A 25,040-nucleotide genomic window follows, 5' to 3' on the forward strand; every position below is an offset into this window, starting at 1 on the left:
TCGTATAAACGGCAATTCAGGACATGGACTTTAATGAGGACATAAAAGACCCGGCGCGGTGGCCGGGTATTGTCTGAATCTGCTCTCACGTTGCTGTGGCTTCAGGCGAGGAATAGATCGATCTGTGTCGCGAAATCATCGATCTCCTGAAACAGGAAGGCATGGCCTGCATCCGGATAAAGGATCAGCCTGGCGTCAGGCGCCTGCTGTGAAAGAACGAAGGAGCGGTAGGCGGGGAGCATCACATCATGGGCACCGTTGGCGACCAAGATCGGCATGCGTAGATCCTTCGCGCGGGCCAGGGTCCCCGGCCAACTGGAGATCGCCTTGATCTGCGCCATGAAGGCCTCGGCGGTAACTGCCGGCCCGGGGTCGAGCTGCGCCGCAATCCGGGCGATCGACGCCTTACCGCAGGAAACGGCGGTTTCCGTTTCGGGATAGAAAAGGAAGAGGAAATCCGGTTCGTCGTTGACACTACTTGTCATGACCTGTGGCACGCGCGGATGTGGCTGGGGTCCATCGGTGATGCCGCCCGGGCTGGACCCGGCTACGATCAGTCGGCGGATGAGGTGAGGGGCATCAAGAGCCAGTTGCTGCGCCACGACACCGCCGAGCGACCAACCAAGAACATCCGCTTGGTTGAATCCCAGCCGGACGATCACCTCAGCCGCAACCGCAGCCATTCCCGCAATCGTCTCGGGCACGCGTCCTTCGGATCGGCCAATACCTGCGCTGTCAAAGCGGATGACGCGCCGATCGGCGGATATGGACCTGATGAAGGCCGGATCCCAATCGTCCATTGTGCCGCGAAACCGCTGCAGCAGGATTAAGGGGATGCCGCCATAGGGTCCGTCCTGCCTGATGGCAACGCGGCCGTGGCTTGTATCCAGCCAGCCGTTACGTGAAATCTTCTCCATGTTGCTTCTCCATTCCGTGGGAATGGCGGCAGGTTAGCGTGGGCTATGGTTGGCTGAAATGACATAGAGGCGGTGAATGCAGTCACGCTGCCGTGCTGTCTTCCATCAGTTTGAGGCTGCGCTTCAAGCTCGCTGGCGGCTGCCCGTAGCTGCGAAGGAAAGCACGGCGCATTCGGTCACGGTCGGCAAATCCGGTGTCGCGGGCAACGATGTCCATCGGATGTCGGCCCTCTTCAAGCATCACGCGCGCGGCCTCCAAGCGAAGCATCTCGATGGCCTTCGCGGGCGACTGACCGGTTTCCTCACGAAAAACCCGGCTGAACTGCCGGGGTGACAGGCTGGCGGCTTCTGCCAGTTCCTCGACCGACAGTGCATTTCGCAAGTTTTCACGGGCATAGGACAGGGCGCGCTTTACCCTGTCGGAGCGCGGCTCCAGTTCCAGTAGCGCCGAGAATTGCGACTGGCCGCCCGGGCGGCGATGATATACGACCAGCTTGCGGGCGATAGATCGCGACAGTGCCGGGCCATGATCGTCCTCGATCAGCGCCAGTGTCAGGTCGATGGCCGAGGACATTCCGGCTGAGGTCCATATATTGCCATCGCGGATAAAAATCCGATCCTCGTCCACGTTGACCCTTGGAAATCGAGACCTGAGGGTGGATGCGTGTGCCCAATGGGTGGTGGCCATGCGCCCGTCCAGCAGACCGGCCTCGGCGAGGACGAATGCGCCCGTGCAGACTCCGGCAACACGGCGAGCTTCCCTTCCGGCTAGCGCCAAGTAGCCACGCAGCCCAGGAGAAACGGGAGAAGGAACGAGTTCGCCCGCGACCATCAGCGTGTCGGGCATCACACCAAGGGCCACCGTCTCGATGCCCGTATTCATTGAGGACCTGACCGTACCGCCATTCTCCGACAGGACGGTCAACTGATAGCCTTCCTCCCCGAGTTGGGCATTGGCGAGTTCGAAAGCCGCAAGGGCTGCCAGTCCCATGAGCTGGAACCCGTCTTCAAGGACCAGACCGACCTGTCGCATTTTCTTTCCTTCCCGAATTGACGGTTCAGACTAATTCGACCGCATTCATCGAACAAACGCTATTCACATCGAAGACAAGAAATGTCGTTTGTTGGACGGCAGCGCGAATGGATAATTTCCGCCTTGAAGGCTAGCCGCAGCACGTTTCTGGCACGCTCCGTGCCAGCCAACGCAAAGCCTCGTATCCTGCGTTGTCAGGCGTTGACATCGACGACAGTACGGCCCTGGATACCTTCTTTTAACAATCGGACTGCTGCATCCAGCACATCGCCAAGACCGATTACTGATGCTGTGCGCGCCAGCTTTTTAAGTCGAGATTCCGGGCAAGTCGCGACCATGCCTCGCCCGCACGGCTTTGGGAGCGTTTACAGTGTCAATCCCCGCGAGCGTTAATGACATCCATCCGGCCGGTGATGGCGCCCGCGTCCTTGTAGTTCACAGCAGAGTAGTCCACTGCCACGATCACGTCTCCGAGCATTAGGTCCTCATCCTTGAAATCGACGAGGCTCGTCAACGTCTTGTCGCTTTTCTTGGAGGTCGGCAGCGCCTTGAAGATTATTGAGCTCCCTTTCGTCTTGTTTGATTGGTGTGGATAGTCCCGGTCAACTGCTATATCGCGAAGCCGTTGCCGACCGCTCGGAAACCGGGATCAGACACGACCGAGGATCTTCTGGCGGCGTTCCGGGTAGGCGAGGTCGACGCGTTATACAATGTTCCGCTGTCCGCTCTGCAGGCCGCTCCGCCCATGCCAGAGGACGTGGAGAATCGTCGTGCCACAGGATTACGTGCTCGCGGTGCCATGGACCGTACTCATTCCTAAGACTGCAGTGAACCTTCGCGGCGCGCGCATCGTTCTTCACGCACTGTATTCGGTGGAGAGTGCGCCTGCGCTGTCGGCAGCGGGATTCAGCTACCCCACCGCTTTCAAAGCCGCAGAGAGTCTTCAGCCTATAGAGCTCTGTCCGCAGCTTCTCGTGTTCCGCGATGTGATCAAGGGCAGTAAATTCCTGAATACTAGTTTCAAATGGTGGTGAATTGGCAACGTTCGACATGTCTGTCGGTTTCTTGCGGTCAAAATTTAGGTTACAGCGGTTCGTATCCCGGTCACGAGCAGTACGATTTGAATCCTCACTCCAACACGCCTCCGCTCACTCTTCTCGATAGCTGGCCCATATCCAATCAATTTCCGAAATCGACGACTGCAAGTTCCGGATTGGACGAAGTTGCAATCCGAATTGGACGCGTGTAAACTCCGACCTGGACGCATCCGCCACCCTAGGATTTGGTAGAGAGCAGGAGGAAAGATAGATTGAAAGGGCAAAATCCCTCTGACCTCCTCTATCCGAGAGGCGCAGCCGAGCGAATTAGGGTCGCGCTCGAAGATACGCCGGTCGTACTTGTGAACGGACCGCGGCAGTGTGGCAAGACAACGTTGGCTCGAACCCTGCTTCAGACAGATCGTCCGTATTTCACGTTAGATGACGAAACGACCTTACTATCCGCAAAGACCGATCCAGTCGGCTTCGTTCGTCAGGTTGATACCGCCATCATAGACGAGGTGCAGCGTGCACCGGAGTTGCTGCGCGCCATAAAACAGGCTGTAGACAACGATCGGCGGCCGGGGCGATTTTTGTTAACTGGCTCAGCAAACATTCTAGCACTCCCAACGATTTCCGATAGTTTGGCTGGGCGGATGGAACTCGTTACCTTGTTGCCCCTGGCTCAGTCCGAAATTCGACGCAACCAGTCGAACTTTCTCGATTCCGCTTTTGCCGGAACGGTCATAGTCCCTCGCAATCCAACGGTCGGAAACGACCTGATGGAGCGAGTGCTCATCGGCGGATATCCTGAGATGGTCAGTCGTGGCGATGCCCGCCGTCGATCCGCATGGGCTAGAGAATACATACGAGCCATTGTTGAACGAGATGTGCGCGAAATCGCCGACGTCGAACGCCTGGACCAAATGCCGCAGCTCCTTCGGGCGCTCGCGCACCATTCAGGACAGTTGCTCAATTTCACCCAGTTGGCCGGCCAGGTTGGCATCGATGACAAGACCGCCCGACGATATATCGGACTCTTTGAACAGCTGTTCTTAGTTCGTCGCATCGAGCCCTGGTTTCGAAACCCTTTGAAGCGTCTTATTAAAACACCAAAGCTCCTGTTTCTTGATAGCGGTCTCTTAGCTGCGTTTGTCGGAATGACGTTCGATCGAATCTCAAGTGACCGAGGACTATTTGGTTCATTGCTGGAGACGTTTGTCGCAGGCGAAATCCTCCGGCTTGCGACCTGGAGCGAAGTCCACTCAACCTTCCATCACTATCGGGATAAGGATCAGGACGAAGTAGATATTCTTCTTGAAGACGAAGCTGGCAATATGGTTGGACTTGAAGTCAAGGCCGCGGCAACGGTGACCGCAGCAGATTTCAAAGGCTTACGCAAAGTGGCCGTAGCCACGGGGCGCAACTTCAAGGCAGGCTGGGTGCTGTACGACGGCGATAAGGTCTTGCCATTTGGCGATAACCTTGCGGCGATACCGCTATCTTGTCTCTGGGGCGATTAAGGCAAGGGCAGGAATTCAGTTCGAATCCGCTCAAGGCGAAGACGCTCATCCAGAGCTGGCTGACTGCTGTTGCGGTTGACGCGCAATGATGGTTTCCCAACCTGTATTCTTGTTCTTTGACCGATCGTTTTGAATTCGCGGTTTCTCAATCGCATGATTTAACCTGCCTTTGCATTCATCTAAGCGCGCGTCTGAGCGCGCAATTCGCCTTCATTTGATGATAATCAACAGCCCGTGCGAGTATGACAGCTCCCACCGTGGCCCCCAAGGTATCGTTTGCTGCTGAAGCTGTTCCGGGAACACATCCCCCGATACATTCGATTTAGGTGCACAGCCCTTCGGAGATCGCAGCTTGTGCGACCGTCCTCTGGTGACGAATGGCGGTGCAAGCCACAAATCAGCTAAGATTCAACGCCTCACGTCTGTTCAAATTTTACGTCGAAACTTCATTCCTAAACCACTCCATCTAAGCTTGACATGTTTAATGAACGCGTTTACTGAACGCGTAATTTAAATTTTAGTGTGGTGAGATGATGCCAAGAGCTGCTTTGAGCGATGACGATATTCGACGCTTCCGAAAGACGATCATGGGGGCCGCCGCCAAGATCGTCGGTCGAGAGGGTCTGGGCCAGCTGTCCATGCGTGGACTTGCGGTCAGTCTCGGCATGACGGCGGGCGCTCTCTACCGCTACTATCCGAGCAAGCAGGACCTGATCATCGATTTCTGCCGTGACGCGATAACCGATCTGAGAGACAGGTTCGACGAGATTAACGGCACAATTGATGATCCGCTGTCTGCCATCCGGTCCATGATGAAGGCCTACGCCCGTTTCGGACTAGAGGATAGCGACCGTTTCCGCATGCTGTTCCTCGAAAATGATCAGGGGCTAACCTCGCCGCTGATGGAGGACGAGGAGACAATGCTGCCCTATCGGCAGCTCGCCGAGCAAGTGGCACGGGCTGCGGCTGCGGGCCTTATCGTCACCGCTGACAGTGAACGCTCCACGCAGATCATCTGGGCTGGCGTACATGGCATCGTCACCCTGTGTTCGACCTTCAACGATTTCGACTTTGGAGATGTCGATCAGCTCGTCGCCGAGATGATCGAACTGCTCATCAACGGGCTTCGCCCGCAAGGAGCCGCACAATGAAGACCAGCATTCTCAAATACTCAGCATTTGCGGGTGTGCTCGGACTGCTCGCCGGATGCAGCGAGGCCGAGCCGGAAGCCAAGGCGCCGCGACCGATCAAGTCGGTCGTCACGCAGATCCGCCCGATTGGCGAAGATGTCAGCCAGACCGGAGAGGTCCGTCCGCGTTATGAAACTCCAATGGGTTTCCGTCTCAATGGCCAGCTCACGTTCAGGGTTGAGAACGGCGCCGAGGTCAGGCAAGGGGAAGTGCTTGCACGCATCGACAAGGTGCCCTCGCAGAACAATGTTCGCACTGCAAGCGCCGAATTGACGACCGCCCAGTCGGCGCTTGAATTCGCAACGCTGACGGCCGAGCGAAACCGCGAACTCTTGGCAAAAAATGCCATCTCGCGGGCGCAATCGCAGGAGGCCGAGGCAAACCTGAAGGCCGCAGAGGCGCGCCTCGAAGCGGCTACAACGGCCTTGTCGACGGCCGAGGAAACACTAACCTATACCGAAATCAAGGCCCCGCGCGATGGCATAATCTCTGCCGTCAGCGCCAATCTCGGCCAGGTCGTCCAGGCCGGCCAGCAGATTGTCACGCTGATTTCGAACCATGACAAGGACGCGGTTTTCGATGTGCCGGAACGTCTGATAATGACGGGTGGCGATACGCCCGACGTCAAGGTCAGCCTGATTTCTGATCCGTCCATCGTCGCGACCGGCAAGGTCCGTGAAGTAACACCTTCGGCTGATCCGATCACCCGCACCTTTCGGGTGAAGGTCTCGCTGGACGAGCATGCCAGTCGCATGCCGTTTGGTGCGGCCATTCTTGGCACGATTACCCTATCACCCAAGCATCTGGTCGAGCTTCCCGCTTCGGCGCTGACCAATCACAACGGCGCGACTGCCGTCTTCGTATTTGACACATTAACGAGCAAGCTGTCCTACCGTCTGATTTCCGTCGAACGATATGACGACCAGACCCTCTACGTCGGGTCAGGGCTTCACAACGGCGATATCGTTGCCACGGCCGGCGTCAGCAAGTTGCGCGACGGCGAAGTGGTTAAGCTGCGGGAAGGGGAGAGCAAGTGATGTCTGCACCGTCCCAGCCGCAGCGCAAAAAATTCAATCTCTCGACCTGGGCCCTGCAGCATCAGTCGCTGGTCATTTTCCTGATGATCATGACGATGATTACTGGCATCTGGAGCTATCAGCGCCTGTCACGCAACGAGGATCCACCCTTCACCATCAAGACCATGGTAATATCGGCCATGTGGCCAGGCGCCTCGACCACGGACACGGTCAATCTGCTGACCGACAAACTTGAAAAGAAGCTCTCCGAAACCCCATATCTGGACTATACACAAAGCTATTCTCGTGCTGGGCAGGCATTCATTTTCGTCAACCTGCGCGACGACGCGCCGCCCGAAAAGGTGACGGACGTCTGGTATCAGGTGCGCAAGAAGATTACCGATCTGGCGCCGTCGCTTCCGCAGGGCGTCCAGGGTCCGTTCTTCGACGACGAGTTCGGCGATACCTATGGCAGCATCTACGCCTTCCAGGCGGAGGGATTTTCCAATCGTGAACTGCGCGACCGCGTCGAGGACGTTCGTGCCGAACTGCTGTCGATCAAGAACATCGGCAAGGTTAATGTGCTGGGCGTTCAGGAGGAGGAGATCGTCATCGAGTTCTCCGCCGCCAAGCTTGCCGGTCTGGGTGTCGACCCGGCGGCAGCCATAGAAGCCATCCGTGCGCAGAACGCGATCACGCCGACGGGCACCATGCGCACCGACAAGGAAAACATCTCGCTGCGCGTCAGCGGTGCTTTCGTATCCGAGAAGAGCCTGCACGATCTGACCTTCCGACTCGGCGACAGGTTTGTGCGTCTTGAGGACATAGCCACCATAGCGCGCCGCCTTGTGGATCCGCCGGCGCCTGCCTTCCGGGTCAATGGCGAGCCGGCCATCGGCCTTGCCATTTCCATGTCCGAAGGCGGCAACCTGCTCGAATTCGGCGATGCGCTGAAGGCCCGCACGGCCGAGATTGCAGCAGAACTGCCACACGGGATCGAAATGGTTCAGGTGGCCGACCAGACCACCGTGGTCAAAGACGCCGTCGGCGGCTTCGTCAAGGTGCTGATCGAGGCGATCGTGATCGTGCTGGCCGTCTCCTTCCTCTCCCTCGGCAGCCGCGCGGGTCTCGTCATCACTGCGTCGATCCCGCTCGTGCTTGCCATGACCTTCTTCGGAATGGAACTCGCCGGTATCGGCTTGCAGCGGATTTCGCTGGGCGCACTGATCATCGCGCTTGGCCTGCTCGTCGACGATGCGATGATCACCGTGGAAACCATGGTCTCCAGCCTGGAAAACGGAAAGGACCGGTCTGTTGCGGCAAGCCACGCCTATGAAACCACGGCCTTCCCGATGCTGACCGGCACGCTGGTCATGATAGCGGGCTTCATCCCGGTCGGGTTCGCAGCATCGAGTGCGGGTGAGTATACCTTCTCGCTGTTCATGGTGGTGCTGATCTCGCTGGTGGCCTCCTGGATTGTCGCAGTGCTGTTCTCGCCGCTGCTCGGCACGTGGATCCTGCCCAAGACCATGCCGCGTCACTCCGATCAGGACGGTCGCGTGATGAAGGCCTACAAGCGGGTGCTCAACTGGTCGCTTAGCCATCGCTGGCTGACGCTGGCAACGGCACTCGGCCTGCTCGTCGTGTCTGTCTTTGGCGGGTCGAAGCTCGAAGAGCAGTTCTTCCCATCTTCGGATCGCCCGGAATTGCTCGTCAGCCTGAACCTGCCGCAGAATGCATCGCGTCAGGCCACCGAAGAACGCGCCCGCAAGCTGGAAGCGTTGTTGAAGGCAGACGAGGATGTCGCCCACTTCACCACCTATGTCGGCGCCGGTTCGGTCCGCTTCTATCTTCCGATGGATCTGCTGCTCGAAAACGACAATGTCAGCGAGACCGTTGTCGTCACCAAGGGCATCGAGGAACGCGATGCGGTGCGCGCGCGCCTCGAAGAAGCCATGCGACGCGACTTCGCCGACGTGACCACCCGTGTTTCGCCGCTCGAACTCGGGCCGCCCGTCGGCTGGCCGCTGAAGTATCGTGTCACCGGCGACGACTACAAGACCGTGCGGGAACTTGCGCTTAAAGTCGCCAATATCGTCGGTGAAAACCCCAACACCCGCGACGTCAATCTGACGGCCGGTGAACCGCAGCGGCGTGTGACCGTTGTCGTCAACCAGGTCGAGGCGCGGGCGCTGGGCATGAGCTCGGAATCCGTCGCAAGCGAGATTGCGGCAATCTTTGCCGGGTCCACGGTGACGAGCGTGCGGGACGGCGACCGGCTTGTGAATGTGGTCGTCAAGGGCATAGAGGCTGACCGGACCTCGATTGCGACCATTGGCAACATCAGTCTACGCGGCGGCGATGGCCGCGCGGTGCCGCTGCGCCAGGTTGCGACGATCGAATACGGCATGGAAGAGCCCGTCATCTGGCACCGCCAGGGCCGCCCGATGATCATTGTCCAGTCCGACGTTCCCAAGGGCATGCAGCCGGCAACCGTCGCCGGTGAAGTCAATGCGTCACTGGAAGCGCTGCGCCAAACCCTGCCGATTGGCTATGCAATCGAGTCCGGCGGCATCACCGAAGAGGCGGCAAAGGGCAATGCGTCTGTCTTCGCAGTGCTCCCGATCATGTTGATCGTCATCATCACGCTGCTCATGGTCCAGTTGCAGAGCTTCTCGCGCATGGGTCTTGCCGTTGCCATGGCGCCGTTCGGCCTCATCGGCGTGGTGGCGGCGATGCTGCCCACCGGCACGCCGATGGGCTTCGTCGCGCAGCTCGGCGTGATCGCGCTCTGCGGCATGATCATCCGCAATGCCGTCATTCTGATCCAGGAGGTGGATCAGAATGTAGCCAGAGACGAGCCGATTCGTGGGGCCATTGTGCATGCTGCCGTTCATCGCTCGCGCCCGATCCTGTTGACCGCGCTTGCGGCCATCCTCGGCATGATCCCAATCGCCGTCCAGATCTTCTGGGGGCCGATGGCCTATGCCATCATCGGCGGACTTGCCGCCGCAACCGTGCTGACGCTGACGCTGCTGCCCTGCCTGTTGCTCTGGCTGCTTTCGGTCGAACAGGGCAAGACGATTGCCGACGATGAGGCAAGCGTTGAAGGGCCAAGTGCAGAAGGAACTGCGGCGCATGCTCATTGATCCGGTGCAGAACGCGTATGCAAGGGGAACCGCGCCGGTTGCGCGGTCTTCCACGGCTGGCTGGCCGCGTCTGGCCGTCCTGCTGGGGCTGGTTTTTGTCCTGACCGCCTGCGGTCACCGGCCGGATGTCCTGAAGCCGATGGAGGTTAGCGATCCGACCGTCGGCAAGGTGGACATGCTGGTTGCGACAACGCGTGCACCCTCCAGAAACAGCGCACTGCGCTATTCTGGTGAGCGTGGCGAGGATGTCCGCCTCGACAACATCGTCGTTTCAATACCGCCGGCGGATCGCCGCAAGCCCGGCGAGATCCAGTGGCCAAGCAGTGCCCGGCCCGACCCGAAAACCGCCTTTGTCGTGTCGAAAGCCAAGGAGATGACGGAAGACGGCGCGATGGACTGGTTCAGGCGCGCCAGCGGCGGCAAGCGGCGGGTTCTGATCTTCGTTCATGGCTTCAACACCACTTATGCCGATGCCGTGTTCCGCTTTGCCCAGATTACCCATGATATTCACGCCGATGCAGCACCCGTTCTCTTCACGTGGCCATCGCGCGGCAGTACGCTCGACTATGTCTATGACAGGGAAAGCACGATCTACTCCCGCTTCGGGCTGGTGGCCGTGCTTGAGAAGGCGATCAGCAGCCCCGATGTGGCCGAAATCACCGTGCTTGCTCACTCGATGGGCACATGGTTGACCATGGAGGCGCTGCGTGACGTGGCGATGAAGTCCGGGCGTGTCTCGCCGAAAGTGCGCAATGTGGTGCTGGCGTCACCCGATATCGATGTCGACGTGTTCAAGCGGCAGGTCATCGAGATGGGCACGAAACGGCCGCGCTTCACGGTTTATGCCTCGCGCAACGATATGGCGCTGGCGGCATCCACCTTCATCGCCGGGGATGTCGGCAGGCTCGGTTATATCGACTTGAGGCCGTATAAGGCCGAACTGGCACGCGAGGGCATCAGTGTCATCGACGCAACGGACGTTCAGCAGAAGGACATACTCGGACACACAGCCTTTGCGGAGAATTCAGATATGCTCAAGGCGTTGGCAGCCCGGCTTTCCAACCAGCGGATTGACACCGACGATGCGGGACTGGGGCTGCGGATTGCACGCACCGGGGCAAGCGTTGTCCGCTCGACCATCGCTTCACCTGTTCGTCTTCTGCAGTCTGGCTAGTGAGGGGTACGACCGCTGCTTGATTACCGACATGCAGATGGCAGTTAGACGATGAACCCAGCGGCGTCCATACAAACCAATGCTGTTTGCAGGCTCCAAATTATTGAAATCTGAGGAAGGCGTTTAGTGCTGGCGGTTCTGATCCATTCAAGGCGGAATGGTCAGGAAAAGTAGTACAGCACGGCCGGATATGGGAATCTGCCTGGGAGACGTACCGGCACAACTCAAGATTAGGCCTGTTGGTTTCAAGTTTTTGCGGTGAAAGCGACCAAGCGGCAAAATGCTACTCAGCGCGGCAACAGTCCCAATCACCAAATATTCTGTTGTGTTACACTGTGTCAGCTCTCGCCAATATGTCTTCACAAGGGTTTGCGGCCTCGTGTTGAAGGCCTGACGGGCACAGTCTTTCCATACTCACCCCACCATGCCGCTAACGCCTGCATCGTGGGGCCAAGCCCACGCGCTTTTTCAGTCATCTCGTACTCGACCCGCGGCGGCACCTCGGCGAATATGGTTCGCGATATCAAGCCGTCTGCTTCCAGCTCTCTGAGCTGCGCAGTCAGCATGTGCTGGGTAATCCCGGGTATGGCCTTGCGAAGCTCTCCAAAGCGATAGACCCGTTCGTTGAGCAGCCACATGATTTCAAGCTTCCATTTTCCAGAAAGCATGCTGAAGGCACGGCGCATCTCGTCTTGCATCGTCGGCGTTCTATCAGTCAAGGTATGTATTTCCATACTATGGTGTCTTAATTCATCCTACTTGCAAGAAACAATCTTAGACAACAATTTACAAAAGTGCATCAGCGGAGCGTAAAAACCTCTTAATTCATCGTTTTTAAAAAAGGCGCTGCCTAGCAGCGGGATGGTTTCTGCATGGTTTCAACATATATCTATTGGATCAGTACGGCACTGTTGACACTGCTCTACTTTGGCTCAGCCTTCATGTATCTGACGAAGCGGGATTTCGTTAGGAAGGCGCAAGTCGATCTTGGCTATTCCGCCTCTCACCTCGTTCCGTTCATGATCGTGGTCAAAATCCTCGGCCCATTGGCGATCCTCTCGCGCATCAACGTGCCGCTGAGCGATCTGGCCTATGCCGGAATGTTCTATCACTTGCTGTTGTCGGGAATGGCACATCTGGGCGTTCGCAAACCTGCGGGTGCCATACCTGCGGTGATCGGGCTGGTATTGCTGTTCGCCTCTTTCCTCACTCAGAACGCCGTGCGCGCCGTCCCTTCAGCGTACCTGCAAGGTTTGGGTTTCTGACAACCACACCAAAAATCAAACTGAGAAATGGAGAAAATTATGGGTCGTCTTGATGGAAAAGTTGCCATTGTCACAGGTGCGGGCCGCGGCATAGGCCGGGCCACCGCCAAGTTGTTCGCAAACGAGGGCGCGAAGGTCGCGGTTGTCTCGATCACGCCAGCCAATGTCGAGGCAGTCGTTGCCGACATCGAAGCCGCAGGCGGGACCGCGATCGGCGTGCCGTGTGATCTCGGCGACGCGAACCAGATCACTGCAGCAGTCGATAAGGTTGTCGCCACTTGGGGCCGTATCGACATCTTGGTCAATAACGCCTTTGACCCTTCGGCAGTCATGTCATCTATCATCGACCTGTCTGTGGAACAGTTGCAGCGAAATTTCGACATGGGCCCCATTGCCTATCTTCGAACGATGCAAGCGTGCTACCCGCATCTAAAGGCCCATGGGCACGGCCGCGTCATCAATTTCGGTTCAGCTGCGGGCGTCGTCACGATCCTGCCCTATGGCCCCTATGGCATGGCCAAGGAAGCGGTGAGGGCACTGACCCGTACTGCCGCGAAGGAATGGGGCCCGGACAATATCACTGTCAACAATGTGCTGCCGGTTGCCGATACCTGGGGCGCGGCCGAGGCCAAGGCACCGCCACCGCCCAACGCTCTTTCGCGGTTCGGTTCACCTGAAGACGACATCGCGCCTGCCGTCCTGTTCCTTGCCAGCAGTGATGCGCAGTTCATCACCGGTTACAGTCTCGCTCCCGATGGCGGCATGATCATCGACAGCGCACGATAGGTGCCTCGGTTCTTGCACAGCTAATACAACATGCCTCGGCGCGCCGACCAAAGCGCCGCGGTTACAAAACGCTTCAATCAACAATCCTGAAGGGCCGCTCTCATGGATCTCCACGCCATTACGTTCGACTGCGAAAATCGAAAGCACTGACCGCTTGGTAGTCATAGGTTGTGGACGTTCCGATCGGCGGCGACTACGGCGACAATGTCATGCTGCTGCCTACGGGATCGACACCGTTGATCCTGTTTTAGAAGATTGCGGACCTGCCCACGCAGCGCATCCGTGTCCATGCCGACTTTTCAACCTGGATCTCGATGGTGAGACGGATCGACTGGTTGCCCTCGGGGCAAAGTTTGTTGAGAAGTTCGAGCTTCCGCCGGTTTGCTACACTGCGATGACCGATCCGGTTGGCCACAGGTTCGAATCTCATAAAGAGCGAAACGAAGAGGTCGGCTCGGACGGAGACTGTTATCGCTATCCGAGCCGAGTATCTCATTCGATCTTACGCAGCTTCCCAAACCTGGTTGAGGATTTTAGCAGCCAGGGCCGCCTTGTCTTGCGGCAGGAAACGCCCGTAGTGCTGCTGCACGACATCGGGCGTATCCTGAATGGCATAGCTTGCCTGCTCGTAGGATCCGGTCTGTTTCAGAATATGCGTCGCAAGAATGTCCCGCAGGTTATGCGGTCCATGTGGCAGGAGGCCCTTGATCGCACCTCGCCCGGTATAGGGGTTATAGATGCCGTAACGTTGGATGACAGTCCGCCAAGCCTCGTAGAATGTGGTCGAATTGTAAGCAGCATCAATGCTGGTCGTTTTCACCGTCTTGACGAATAGCGTTTGGGGATCTTTCGCGCCGCCGAGCAGAACTCCACGATGCCTGTCGATATACGCGTCGAGGTATTTGTAGAGATCAAGAAGGTCGGGCAAAATCAACCGGAATGGCTTCTGTCCGAAGAAGGAGGAGCCCGAGTTTTTGAAGGCGACCGATGGGATAAGAACCTCCCACCCATGATCGCGGTCGCTCCAGCGCAACTCTCCGCACTTCATGTCTTCAAGTCGGCGTTCTGAGGTCGGATAATGTCCGCGCGGGCAGACGCGTAACTGGCGAAGGTTCTTCTGCCGCAGCCCAAGGTGCAGGCCAAGCCGAAGCAGCAGGAATGATCTGACGGCTTCGGCCGCCGGCCGGGGATATCTGTTCTCATCCGGCATACGTCTCAAGATCTCTTCCGTAATCTTGCGATATTCCGCCAACGGACTCTCTGCCTCAAGGACGCACATGATCGGCTCGAATGGATCGCGATGCACGCGCATGACACGCTGAATTTCCTTGGAACGGTTAGCGGCATGTCGGTGGAAAGCGTCACAGGCGCCATGCCAGTCGCGAGCCGCGAAATCGATTTCTTCCTGCTCAAGCAAGCCCGCAATGGGCCTGACATTTCGGAGCAGCTCAGGATGCTGCCGTATCCAGCCGACGTCTGCACGAGTAAGAGCCTGGGCGACCATCAGCATGTCTTCTTCCCACTTGGTATAGAAACCGCGTCGCTGTTCCCGCCACTGCAGATACCAGTCCCAAACACCGGGGAAGACGAGAAGGCCGAAGCTCAACTTGCTGACTGGTAGACCAAAACCCTTCACGACACCGTTTGGCGCGGCAGCAAGCGCACCGAACATCAATCCGAGGTGCTCGATCTTCTGAGAGGCCGTTTCCTCACCCCAGACGCCGTTTCGTTGGAAACCAATTGCGGTCAGTGTTGAGGTTTTGAAACGGATGAGGTCAGCCATTTCCATGGCAAGCCTTGGCGGCGCGTCGACAACGCCGGACAGTAGATCTGGATCGTCTAAATCTGCCGCGAGGTTTGAATTAGCCCCGGCCATTGAGGCCAATGGTCGAGAGGGCAAGGCACTGCCACCATAGGTGACGCCAGGAAAGCGAATGGCATAGCGTTGCTTGCTGGCCGCCGCCTGGTATCGACGATATTCGGTCGATCCGGAAATTATCACACGGCGCACCCAATGCAGGATTTCTTCACGTTTGGTGAAGGGAAGGCTGCTGAAATCATCCGGCAGATGCAACGAGATCCTGCGCCGCTCAGCCGGGCTGATATCTCCGAGCTCGTGACCATATAGCGAGCGCGCCTGATGCGGCAGTTTCTCTTTGAAATATCCCTCGGGAAGTCGGTAGCGTCGCTCGATGCGGAGCAGGATGTCGAAACTCGTTACAGATCGTGGCACACGCTCGCCCTGGATCCAAGATAGCAGCGTCTTGTTGTCAAAGGTCTCATTCAGATGAACGACGGCGCGATAGAGCTGCCAGTAGGTGTCACCGAACCGCCGCATATGATAGATCAATGCGTCCTGAAAGCTCGCCGGATCTTCTGTCGCTTCAAATAGTGCTTCTGGGAAAGGGCTTATCGGTTTTGGTGCAGGGCCGCGCGATGTTGACGCAGAGCGGGCAAAGGTGCAGTCGGTCGCCGCGCATTGCGGCTTTCTGGTCGAGGATGCGGAAGCTGCCTTCCTGGCGGGAACGATTTTGGTAGGGCGAGCCTTTGACTTTGGTGGCTGTCGCTCTTCGGCTGCCGGTGGTGCGCCGAGCCATCGGATGATGGCATCCAGAGCAGGCCGGAGCTGCTTTTTCAGTTCTACCGTCATTTCAGCTTCGATCCCACAATTCTGGCCTATCGCCGCCCAGTCGATGTGGCCATTCAACAGCGGTGGCGATTTCCGGTAGACAATCAAACTGGCCAGATAAGGCCTTATATTTTCCAACACGCGCCTGGATGCGATCGGAGCGATGCGAAGCTCGCAGAATTCCGAAATTTTTCTCTGAAAATGACGTGATGAAAGGTCGTGTTTGGTCATGCTCATTCCGTTTCTCTCGACACCAATGCCGAGGGCGAGCGGAAATAGGGGGCGCCCGTTAACAAAATATGTTTAGGGCAAGAGGTTATCTGTCGATCGCTGCGTCTTTAGTGGAGAGCCGCAACTTGTGGTGCTGAGCGATAGACGGACTTGCAATAGCTCATATATGGCAATAATTATGAGCTATAGAGAGGGGTTCTATAACTCATGAAATGGAACTGGCAAAACACGGATTGGCAAAACTTCAGGTACGACACCGCAAGCCTGGTCCCGTTGGAGCAAAGATTCTTGCAGTCCGCCGGCGAGGTTATCGGTGCTTTCCGGCATTTCAACGAGGACGACAGCAACCAACTTCGCATTGAGTTGCTGAGCGACGAAGCGGTCAAGACCTCAGAGATCGAGGGGGAATTTCTGGACCGAATGAGCGTCCAGTCATCACTTCGTCGGCAGTTCGGGCTCGACGCTGATGATAGACAGATTCGCCCCCAAGAGCGGGGGATCGCTGAGATGATGGCGGATGTCTATCGAAGCTGGCATAAGCCGCTGCATCATGAGGGCCTGTTCCACTGGCATTCAATGCTAATGGCCGGAAACCGATATATTGAAACAGTTGGTGCTTACCGCAAGCATGAAGACGCCATGCAGATCGTGTCGGGTCGATTGGACAAGCCCACCATCCACTTCGAGGCTCCCCCGTCTCGCCAGGTTACCGGTGAGATGGAGACTTTCATCGCATGGTTCAATCAATCCGGGCCGGATAGCCCAACCCCGCTACAGGCTTTGACGCGTGCAGCAGTAGGCCATCTGTACTTTGAAAGCATACATCCGTTTGAGGATGGCAACGGCCGAATTGGGCGCGCGCTCGCTGAGAAATCCCTAGCACAAAACATAGGGCAGCCAAGCCTCATTTCACTCGCCTTCACAATCGAGAAGCGCCGGAAGGCCTACTACTCCGAGCTTGAGCGGCACCAGCGTACGCTCGATATCAACGGCTGGATCAGTTTCTTTGCAGAAACTATCCTGGATGCTCAACGGGCGACGCTTGAGCGCATCGATTTCTTCATTCAGAAAGCAAAGTTCTATGATCGTTTTCGAGGTCAGTTGAACGAGCGGCAGGAAAAGGTAGTCGCGCGCATTTTCAAAGAGGGCACGGCAGGCTTCAAGGGGGGGCTAAACGCCGAAAACTACATTTCGATCACAGACACATCCCGTGCTACAGCAACACGCGACCTTCAGCAGCTCGTAGAGATCGGCGCACTGACGCGCACAGGCGAACGTCGGCATACCCGGTACACGCTGTCGCTGAAGAAATGAATTGGTGCTAGGCAAAAGCACTAGGTGAATGGCTGTTCGATTCCGCTCAAGAGCGGAATTGCACTCAAGGGTTCGCAACTTCATTTCTAATGAGGAATATGCGGAGAGAGATAAAGCGCCGCGCCAGCCTTCCGAGCGGCGGCCGCCAGGCGCTTATCCCTCGTCCATAAGCTGGATCGCCGGTCCAGGAGAGTTGAAGTCAACAAATGTGCATCAGTATAGCCGATCCCCATGCTGAATATCGAATGGCGATCAATGACTGTCATCACTTCTGCATGGGTTGCAACTACTGCTTCACGCTGAGCTGTGAGAAACGCTAATACCGCATCCCGTTCCCGCAGACTACCCAAGGCCAGTTCACCTACAACGAAAGGGTGGCAAAGCAGCCGATCATCTCCGATGATTTTGACTAGCTCCGGCTCGACGTGTCGGAAATGATCAATCCAGATTGAACTGTCGACAAGAATCACTTCCTAACTCCGCTCCGGCGGCGAGGCGCTGCCTCAGCCTCAGGCATAGTGCCTCCAAGAGCGATTAGCCGCTTGCCAGACTCGACTCGCACCAAAGTCTCCAGTGCTTGACGCACAAGAGCCGCCGTTTCCTTCGTGCCCGTTAGGGACTTTGCTCTTTCCATAAGGCTGTCGTCGAGATTGATGGTTGATCGCATAACTAGCTCCAAAACGTTGATATGCAAATAGCACCAATTGGTGCGGAAATCTACGCCCATCAAGCCCGCGTTGCTTTATGCCTATTGCAGTCGCCGGTTCGAATCTCTTCAAGGCATGAGGAGTACAGGTTTGGTATCTTTCCCCACCACACAGACAAAGTTGTTGTCGTCTACTCCTCTCGAGCAACATTGCTAAGCGGTGAACTGGTTCCATCAGCAAACCCACGATAACGCAGGTGGCTACGGTTGAGATGTGCGCGCATGGCTTCGCGTGCCTTTTCCGAGTTTCCGGTACTGATGGCCTCGCAGATTGCCCTGTGCTCCACCACGGTGTTTTGTACGTAGTCCGGCGTAATCAGTGCCGGGTTCAATTGTTTCGAAAAAGCCGGTTGCGGCAGGATCTGCAGGCTCATTAGGCTGAAAAATTCGATGAAGGCGCCGTTGTTCGTCGCTTCCGCAATGGAACGGTGGAAGACGAAATCGAGATGATCGAGTGCCGCCTCGTCATCCAGTGAAGCCTCGAACTGACGCGCGGCATTCCATATGTTGGATTCCTGTGCCCAGGAGCGCCGAACTGCGGCAAGGCCTGCCGCGTGCACCTCGAATGCCATCCTGAGTTCGAGAAGATCCATGAAGGATGTCTTGAGGCGCGATAGGGGGGCGAGGGCGACATCGGCATCGAATGTACCCGGTTCCTCGGCGCCGGCACGTGGGGTATCGCGGACGAACACGCCGACGCCATGTCGCGCTTCAACGACACCTTCGGAACGCAGCGCCGATACCGCCTCTCGGATAACGGTCCTGCTCACTCCGAATTGCTGTGACAGCTCGTTGAGCGAGCCGAGCTTTATGCCGGCCGAAAGTTGGTTTTCGCTGATATGTGTTTTCAGTGCCTGTATGGTTCGGCCCGTCAAAGTGTCCAAAAATCACCCGTTTTGTGAGGCGCTGGCGGTTTGCGCATGTCTTGATGGGAAGCAAGATAGCACGACCTATCGCGGTGATGCTATCTCTTTGATGCGTCTTTTGTTTGATGGAGTGCGCACACTGGATTTTTATTTGCACCGCGATCACTTCGATAGCCCTAAAAGAGAATCCGAGAAATGCGTTAAATAGTGTGACCTTCATGTCGTATGATCACATTTATGTTCATATAAATCATGTGTTTAGGTTTGATAGCGAGACAAAAATTGCCGAGTGATAGCATCACTAATTTTCTTATTGACAAGAGATAGTATTTCAATAATCTCAAATGATAAGAAGTGAGCAGGCGATCAGCTAGGCCTTCAAGCCTATGACGACCTGCTCCGGGAACATGGTTGCGCTTCTGGCGCATCTTTAGAAATCGGATGGAAAGTCGCTATGGGTGTCGTCTCCGCACGCCTCTCAGAGCTCGGCATCGTATTGCCTACGATCGCGCCAGCCTCTGGGAATTACATATCGCATCGCATCGTTGGAAGCCTTCTCTTCGTATCGGGCCAGATACCGAGGATCGATGGAGTCGAGCATTATGCCGGTGTCGTCGGCAGGGATATTTCACCCGAGGATGGCTACAAGGCTGCCCGGCTTTGCGTGCTGAACATCGTGGCGCGCGTCCATGCCGCGCTTGAAGGCGACCTTGATCGCGTTGTTGCCTGCGTGCAGTTGCGCGGTTTCGTTAATGCGCCGGCGGACTTCAAGGGGCATCCCGCAGTCATCGATGGTGCGTCCGATCTTCTCGTGGAGATTTTCGGTGACAAGGGTCGTCATGTGCGCACGGCACTCGGCGCTGGTTCGTTGCCGCGCGGGTCATCCGTCGAAGTCGATGCGATCTTCGAAATCCTACCTAAAGCCTGACAAAAAGGGGAACTGGCCATGAACGGGACCAGCATTTCGGAAAAAGCCATCTCCATGAGCGGCGTCAACAAGTGGTACGGCCACCTGCAGGTGCTTAAGGGGATCAATCTCGAAGTCGGGCGCGGTGAACATATCGTGCTTTGCGGTCCTTCCGGATCCGGCAAGTCGACGCTGATCCGCTGCATCAATCATCTGGAGGAAATCCAGGAGGGCAGCATCGCGGTCAACGGCACGACGCTCAGCCAGAAGGGCTCCAATGCCGACCATATCCGCCGCGATGTCGGCATGGTGTTCCAGCAGTTCAATCTCTTCCCACATCTGACGGTATTGCAGAACTGCATGCTGGCGCAGCGCCGTGTACGCAAGACCTCGGTCGCTGAGGCGAAGGACAAGGCGATGCGCCATCTGGAGCGGGTCCATATCGCCGAGCAGGCGCAGAAATATCCGGCCCAGCTTTCCGGTGGTCAGCAGCAGCGCGTGGCAATTGCCCGGGCGCTGTGCATGGATCCCCAGATCATGCTGTTCGACGAGCCTACATCGGCGCTCGATCCTGAGATGGTCAAGGAAGTGCTCGACACGATGATCTCGCTTGCCGACGACGGTATCACGATGATCTGCGTGACGCATGAAATGGGCTTCGCCCGCGCCGTGGCGCACCGTGTCATCTTCATGGATCGCGGCGAGATCATCGAAAGCGCCAAGCCGGATGTGTTCTTCAGCAATCCGAGCCATGAGCGCACCAAGACCTTCCTCAGCCAGATCCTCAATCACTGAGTAGCGACTGATGAATTATACATTCGACTTCGCCCCCGTTTTTGCTGCCTGGCCGTCGCTTCTCGATGGCGTGATCGGCACGTTGAAGATGTCGTCGCTATCGATGATCTTCGGCCTGTCGCTCGGCATCGTTTTCATGATGATGCGGATGAGTGAGCAGCCGGCGCTAAAAGCTATTGCCGTCGGCTATATCGAGATGATCCGCAACACGCCGATCCTCGTGCAGGTGTTTTTCGTCTTCTTCGGCATGCCGGCGATCGGCATTCGCCTGAGCGGCGAGCAGGCCGCAATCCTTGCGATGACGCTCAACTGCGCCGCCTATGCGGCGGAAATCGTCCGCGGCGGCGTCCAGTCCATTCGCCCCGGCCAAATCGAGGCGGGCAGGGCGCTCGGCATGCACACGGTCGATATCTACCGCTTCATCGTGTTTCGTCCGGCGATCCGCGCGGTCTACCCGGCCCTGTGCAGCCAGTTCATTCTGATGATGCTGAACTCCAGCCTGATGTCCTCGGTTTCGGCGGAAGAACTGACCTATTTCGCCCAGACGCTCGATGCCCAGACTTTCCGCAGCTTCGAGATCTATCTGACGCTCGGCGTCATCTATCTGGCGCTGTCGCAGTTCTTGTCCATCGCTCTCGGCATGATCGGCCGGGTCTATTTCTCCTATCCGGCAAAGTGAGGCAGCGAGATGATCCGTCAATTCGGTTGGGGTGAGTTCCTCTTTCTGCTCGAAGGCGCACGCTGGACAGTTGTCCTTTCGCTGCTCGCCTTCACCTTTGGCGGCGCGCTTGGGCTTGCCGTGGCGCTGGGCCGGACCAGCAAATGGGCATGGCTGCGCATCCTGATGGCGATTTATATCCAGATCTTCCAGGGCACGCCTCTACTGATCCAGCTGTTCTTCGTCTATTTCGGTCTGCCGCTTCTGGGGCTCAAGGTCGATGTCTGGATGGCGCTGACGATCGGATTGTCATTGCATACGAGCGCATTTCTCGGCGAAATCTGGCGCGGCAGCATCCAGGCGGTCCCGGATGGTCAAAGCGAGGCGGCTCGGGCGCTTGGCATCGGTTACATGCACCGGATGATTGATGTGGTTCTTCCGCAAGCCTTCCGCATCGGCTTGCCGGCGACCATCAGCTTTCTCGTCAACCTGATCAAGGGCACGGCGCTCGCCGCCCTGCTTGGCCTCACCGAGCTTACCCGCTCGGGGCAGCTGATGGCCAACATCACCTTTCAGCCGCTGCAGGTCTACGGGGCGGTCGCACTGATCTACTTCATCGTCTGCGTACCCCTGACCTATTGCAGCGCAAGGATCGAAAGGCGCCTCAACGCCGCTCGGTAAAACAAGAACGGATGAAAAAGAAACCAACCAGAGGTGACCACATGTTCAATACAGCATTGACCCTTTCGCGTTCGAAAGTCATGGGCGGGTTTGCCGCCGTGCTTCTGGCAGCGACCTTCTTTGCCACCACGGCTTTCGCCGTGACGCCGGAAGAGATCAAGGCCAAGGGTACAGCCACGGTCGGCGTGCAGATGGATCAGTTTCCGTGGGGCTTCATCGATCCCAAGGGCCAGAACGACGGATTTGACATCGAGATCGCCAAGCTGATTGGCAAGGAACTCGGCGTCAAGGTGAAGTTCGAGCGCATCACCGGCCAGAACCGTATTCCGCTGCTGGTCAACGGCAATGTCGATTTCCTCGTGCCGTCCATGACGATCACCGAGGAGCGCGCCAAGGTCATCCAGTATGTCATTCCCTACTCGTCGAACGACATCACCGTCTGGGGCAAGAAGGACGCTGCCATCAAGGCGAACGAAGATCTTGGCAAATACGTGATCGGCGTCAACCGCGGCAGCGCCTTCGACCCGCTTCTCGTCAAGGTCGCCCCGCCGAACACGCAGATCAAGCGTTTCGATGATGATGCGACGACTGTTCAGTCGCTGCTGTCCGGCCAGGTCGACGCAATCGTCGGCAGCATCACCTACGGCCTCGTCATCAAGCAGGCGGGCTATGACGCTCAGTTCGAGCGCAAGTACAAGGTTGCCGACAACTTCCAGGGCATGGCGGTTCGCAAGGGCGACAAGGAAATGCTCGCCTTCCTCACTGATTTCGTGACCCGTCATACCGATGACGGCACTCTCGACGCGCTCTACAAGAAATGGATCGGCGTCGACCGCGCAAAACTCCCGACCACGGTGCCGGGCGTCGACTTTACAGGCAAGCAGTAACATCCCGATCCAGCGCGACGGCCGAAGGCCGCCGCGCCGGACAGAAAACATCAACAACTGAAGAGCTCTTGGCCCCCGCCTGTTCGCGCGGGCGGGGACAGGTCGCTGCACGCCGAAAACCGGGTTTTCGGGCAGCCGCAACAACAGCTCGCTTATGGAGCATGAGACAGACAATGGCGAAAGATGGCAAGCAGATCAGGGTCGGTGTCGATATCGGTGGCACCTTCACCGACGTTGCAATGGAGGTAGGCATCACGCTCCATTCGATCAAAGTGCTGACCGACTATTCCTATCCCGAAAATGCGATCGTCAAGGGTATCCGGCAGGTGGCGGAGGTTGCCAATGTCGAACTTTCCGAAATCGACACGATCATTCATGGCACGACGCTCGCCACGAATGCGCTGATCGAGCGGCGTGGCGCGCGCACCGCCTTCATTACCACCAAGGGTTTTCGGGACGTCATCGAGATGCGCACCGAAAGCCGCTTCGAGCAGTATGATCTCGATATCGTTCTGCCGGCGCCGCTCGTGCCGCGCAACGAACGGTTTGTCATTGATGAACGTATCGGCGCCGATGGTCTCGTGCTGAAGCCGCTCGACCTCGATGAGGTCGATACCTTGTGCGATCACATCATCGCCGCCGGCTATCAGAGCGTCGCGATCGGCTTCATCCACTCCTACCTGAACGGCATGCACGAGAAGATCGTGAGAGACCGTCTTCTCGCCAAGAAGGCAGACATTTCGGTTTCTATCTCTTCGGAAGTCTCGCCGCAGATGCGCGAGTTCCAGCGTTTCAACACTGTCTGCGCCAATGCTTTCGTCAAGCCGCTGATGGCATCCTATCTTAACCGCCTCGTTGCTCGTCTGACGCAGGAAGGCACGCGTTGCCCGGTCTTCATGATCCATTCCGGTGGCGGCATCATCAGCGTCGAAAGCGCCATCGAGTTTCCGGTGCGCCTGCTTGAATCCGGCCCGGCCGGCGGCGCGATCTTTGCGGCGCATATTGCCAGCAGCTATGGCCTCGATCAGGTGCTCTCTTACGACATGGGCGGCACGACGGCAAAAATCTGCCTGATCGAAAAGCAAACGCCGAAAACCTCAAAAACCTTCGAAGTGGCACGCACCTGGCGTTTCAAGAAGGGCAGCGGCATGCCGATCTCCATCCCGGTCATCGAGATGGTGGAAATTGGCGCCGGCGGCGGCTCGATCGCCACGATCGACAGCATGCGCCAGATCCGAGTCGGGCCTCACAGCGCCGGTTCAGAGCCGGGTCCCGCCTGCTACGGTCGCGGCGGCGCAAACCCGACAGTCACCGATGCCGACCTGATCCTGGGACGTCTCGATCCGGACGAGTTTGCCGGCGGCGCGATGAAGCTCGACCGCACGGCCTCGGACAAGGCGATGGATACGGATCTTGCATCCAAGCTCGATACGGATATCGCGACGGCCGCCTATGGCCTCAGCGAAGTGGTCGACGAAAACATGAGCAACGCGGCGCGCATGCACGCCGTGGAAAACGGCAAGGAACTCTCCGAGTTCACCATGATTGCCTTCGGAGGTGCGGCCCCCATCCATGCAGCGCGCCTTTGCGAAAAGCTCGGCATGGCCGAACTTCTGATCCCGCCGGGTGCCGGCGTCGGCTCGGCCATCGGCTTCCTGCGTGCACCCTTCGGTTTCGAGAGTGTCCGCAGCGCCTATAGCCGCCTCAGCCGCTTCGATGCGACCGCGATCAACCAGACCGTTTCGGACCTGATCGCGGAAGCGACATCCTTCGTGCGCTCAGGCGCGCCGGATGCCGATCCGGATCTCGAATGCATCGCCTACATGCGTTACGTCGGGCAGGGCTGGGAAGTGCCGGTGACGATCGAGGTTCGTGACTATGCGGATGCCGATGGCGATCTGTTCCGCAAGCTCTTCGACGAGCAATACGAACACTTCTTCGGCCGCGTCATCGACGGGCTCGATGTCGAGATCGTCAGCTGGTCACTGCGGGCCACCTCAAAGGTCGCGCCGCCGGAGCGGATCGGCAAGACGGCAAAGGTCGGCGAAGCAAAGGTTCGTGGCACGCGCGAGATCTTCGACGTGCAGGAAGGCAGCTTCCAGACCGCATCGATCGTCGACCGCGCAGACATGAAACCGGGCGATTTCGTCTCCGGGCCTGCCGTCATCACCGAACGCGAAACCTCGACCATCATTACCGCCAGCCGCGAAGTAATCATGCAGGCCGATGGCTGCCTGCTCGTACGCGTCAAGCAGAGCGCTTGAACGGAGGATCCT

General features: G+C 57.6%; 22 protein-coding genes. 15 read left to right on the plus strand and 7 right to left on the minus strand.

Going from position 1 to position 25,040, the window contains the following annotated elements; all coding sequences use genetic code 11:
• Positions 1–101: 101 nt before the first annotated feature.
• Positions 102–917, minus strand: a complete 816-nt coding sequence (locus WA845_RS23410) for an alpha/beta fold hydrolase (RefSeq protein ID WP_337322663.1) — start codon at positions 915–917, stop codon at positions 102–104.
• An 82-nt stretch (positions 918–999) separates the two neighbouring features.
• The gene (locus tag WA845_RS23415) at positions 1,000–1,950 is read right to left on the minus strand and encodes a GlxA family transcriptional regulator (protein ID WP_144579075.1); all 951 of its coding nucleotides are present in this window, start codon (positions 1,948–1,950) and stop codon (positions 1,000–1,002) included.
• A 770-nt stretch (positions 1,951–2,720) separates the two neighbouring features.
• Here WA845_RS23415 and WA845_RS23420 point away from each other — a divergent pair.
• The 6 genes from WA845_RS23420 to WA845_RS23445 all read left to right on the plus strand — a co-directional run bounded on the left by WA845_RS23420 (position 2,721) and on the right by WA845_RS23445 (position 11,039).
• Positions 2,721–2,984: a hypothetical protein gene (locus WA845_RS23420; RefSeq protein WP_337322664.1), complete on the plus strand. Its 264-nt coding sequence runs from the start codon at positions 2,721–2,723 to the stop codon at positions 2,982–2,984.
• Between the two features lie 275 nt (positions 2,985–3,259).
• Positions 3,260–4,510, plus strand: a complete 1,251-nt coding sequence (locus WA845_RS23425) for an ATP-binding protein (RefSeq protein WP_337322665.1) — start codon at positions 3,260–3,262, stop codon at positions 4,508–4,510.
• A gap of 533 nt (positions 4,511–5,043) precedes the next feature.
• The gene (locus WA845_RS23430; RefSeq protein ID WP_337322666.1) at positions 5,044–5,661 is read left to right on the plus strand and encodes a TetR/AcrR family transcriptional regulator; all 618 of its coding nucleotides are present in this window, start codon (positions 5,044–5,046) and stop codon (positions 5,659–5,661) included.
• Positions 5,658–6,737 (plus strand): efflux RND transporter periplasmic adaptor subunit, encoded by a 1,080-nt coding sequence (locus WA845_RS23435; RefSeq protein ID WP_337322667.1) that lies wholly within the window; start codon positions 5,658–5,660, stop codon positions 6,735–6,737. The genes WA845_RS23430 and WA845_RS23435 overlap by 4 nt, the downstream gene beginning before the upstream one ends.
• Entirely contained in the window at positions 6,737–9,865 is a 3,129-nt protein-coding gene (locus WA845_RS23440) for an efflux RND transporter permease subunit (protein WP_337322668.1), read from the plus strand. The genes WA845_RS23435 and WA845_RS23440 overlap by 1 nt, the downstream gene beginning before the upstream one ends.
• A complete protein-coding gene (locus WA845_RS23445; protein WP_337322669.1) occupies positions 9,855–11,039 on the plus strand; it encodes an alpha/beta hydrolase in 1,185 nt (394 codons plus the stop codon). Before WA845_RS23440 ends, WA845_RS23445 begins: the two co-directional genes overlap by 11 nt.
• 359 nt (positions 11,040–11,398) lie before the next feature.
• Here the strand turns inward: WA845_RS23445 and WA845_RS23450 are convergent, their stop codons facing one another.
• Entirely contained in the window at positions 11,399–11,773 is a 375-nt protein-coding gene (locus tag WA845_RS23450; protein ID WP_337322670.1) for a winged helix-turn-helix transcriptional regulator, read from the minus strand.
• Positions 11,774–11,911: 138 nt separating this feature from the next.
• Here WA845_RS23450 and WA845_RS23455 point away from each other — a divergent pair, with 138 nt between their 5' ends.
• Both WA845_RS23455 and WA845_RS23460 read left to right on the plus strand, forming a co-directional pair.
• Entirely contained in the window at positions 11,912–12,304 is a 393-nt protein-coding gene (locus tag WA845_RS23455) for a DoxX family protein (protein WP_337322671.1), read from the plus strand.
• 39 nt (positions 12,305–12,343) lie between these two features.
• Positions 12,344–13,090 carry an SDR family NAD(P)-dependent oxidoreductase gene (locus WA845_RS23460; protein ID WP_113082199.1) on the plus strand — a complete coding sequence of 249 codons (747 nt, stop codon included), beginning with the start codon at positions 12,344–12,346 and terminating at the stop codon, positions 13,088–13,090.
• Positions 13,091–13,592: 502 nt separating this feature from the next.
• On the opposite strand, the gene WA845_RS23465 is transcribed toward WA845_RS23460, so the two are convergent.
• Positions 13,593–15,956 carry a hypothetical protein gene (locus WA845_RS23465; protein ID WP_443111977.1) on the minus strand — a complete coding sequence of 788 codons (2,364 nt, stop codon included), beginning with the start codon at positions 15,954–15,956 and terminating at the stop codon, positions 13,593–13,595.
• Positions 15,957–16,157: 201 nt separating this feature from the next.
• Here WA845_RS23465 and WA845_RS23470 point away from each other — a divergent pair, with 201 nt between their 5' ends.
• On the plus strand, positions 16,158–17,264 hold the full coding sequence (locus WA845_RS23470) for a Fic family protein (protein WP_337322672.1): 1,107 nt from the start codon (positions 16,158–16,160) through the stop codon (positions 17,262–17,264).
• Between the two features lie 86 nt (positions 17,265–17,350).
• Here the strand turns inward: WA845_RS23470 and WA845_RS23475 are convergent, their stop codons facing one another.
• The 3 genes from WA845_RS23475 to WA845_RS23485 all read right to left on the minus strand — a co-directional run bounded on the left by WA845_RS23475 (position 17,351) and on the right by WA845_RS23485 (position 18,854).
• Positions 17,351–17,734, minus strand: coding sequence for a type II toxin-antitoxin system VapC family toxin (locus tag WA845_RS23475; RefSeq protein ID WP_337322673.1), 384 nt, complete (start codon positions 17,732–17,734; stop codon positions 17,351–17,353).
• Complete coding sequence (locus WA845_RS23480; protein WP_262622952.1) at positions 17,731–17,931, minus strand: type II toxin-antitoxin system VapB family antitoxin; 201 nt, start codon at positions 17,929–17,931, stop codon at positions 17,731–17,733. The genes WA845_RS23475 and WA845_RS23480 overlap by 4 nt, the downstream gene beginning before the upstream one ends.
• Before the next feature lie 170 nt (positions 17,932–18,101).
• Positions 18,102–18,854: a FadR/GntR family transcriptional regulator gene (locus WA845_RS23485; protein WP_337322674.1), complete on the minus strand. Its 753-nt coding sequence runs from the start codon at positions 18,852–18,854 to the stop codon at positions 18,102–18,104.
• Positions 18,855–19,290: 436 nt separating this feature from the next.
• On the opposite strand from WA845_RS23485, the gene WA845_RS23490 reads away from it, so the two are divergent.
• From WA845_RS23490 to WA845_RS23515, 6 genes are all read left to right on the plus strand, one after another.
• Positions 19,291–19,764: a RidA family protein gene (locus tag WA845_RS23490; protein WP_337322675.1), complete on the plus strand. Its 474-nt coding sequence runs from the start codon at positions 19,291–19,293 to the stop codon at positions 19,762–19,764.
• An 18-nt stretch (positions 19,765–19,782) separates the two neighbouring features.
• A complete protein-coding gene (locus WA845_RS23495) occupies positions 19,783–20,538 on the plus strand; it encodes an ATP-binding cassette domain-containing protein (protein ID WP_003585314.1) in 756 nt (251 codons plus the stop codon).
• A 10-nt stretch (positions 20,539–20,548) separates the two neighbouring features.
• The gene (locus tag WA845_RS23500) at positions 20,549–21,217 is read left to right on the plus strand and encodes an amino acid ABC transporter permease (protein WP_337322676.1); all 669 of its coding nucleotides are present in this window, start codon (positions 20,549–20,551) and stop codon (positions 21,215–21,217) included.
• Positions 21,218–21,226: 9 nt separating this feature from the next.
• The gene (locus tag WA845_RS23505; protein ID WP_135856679.1) at positions 21,227–21,877 is read left to right on the plus strand and encodes an amino acid ABC transporter permease; all 651 of its coding nucleotides are present in this window, start codon (positions 21,227–21,229) and stop codon (positions 21,875–21,877) included.
• Positions 21,878–21,918: 41 nt separating this feature from the next.
• Positions 21,919–22,764, plus strand: coding sequence for a transporter substrate-binding domain-containing protein (locus tag WA845_RS23510; protein WP_337322677.1), 846 nt, complete (start codon positions 21,919–21,921; stop codon positions 22,762–22,764).
• A 173-nt stretch (positions 22,765–22,937) separates the two neighbouring features.
• Positions 22,938–25,028, plus strand: a complete 2,091-nt coding sequence (locus WA845_RS23515; protein ID WP_337322678.1) for a hydantoinase/oxoprolinase family protein — start codon at positions 22,938–22,940, stop codon at positions 25,026–25,028.
• The last annotated feature ends 12 nt before the right edge of the window (positions 25,029–25,040 follow it).

The organism is Agrobacterium sp. CMT1 (genome assembly GCF_037203725.1).
Taxonomy (GTDB): Bacteria; Pseudomonadota; Alphaproteobacteria; order Rhizobiales; family Rhizobiaceae; genus Agrobacterium; species Agrobacterium pusense.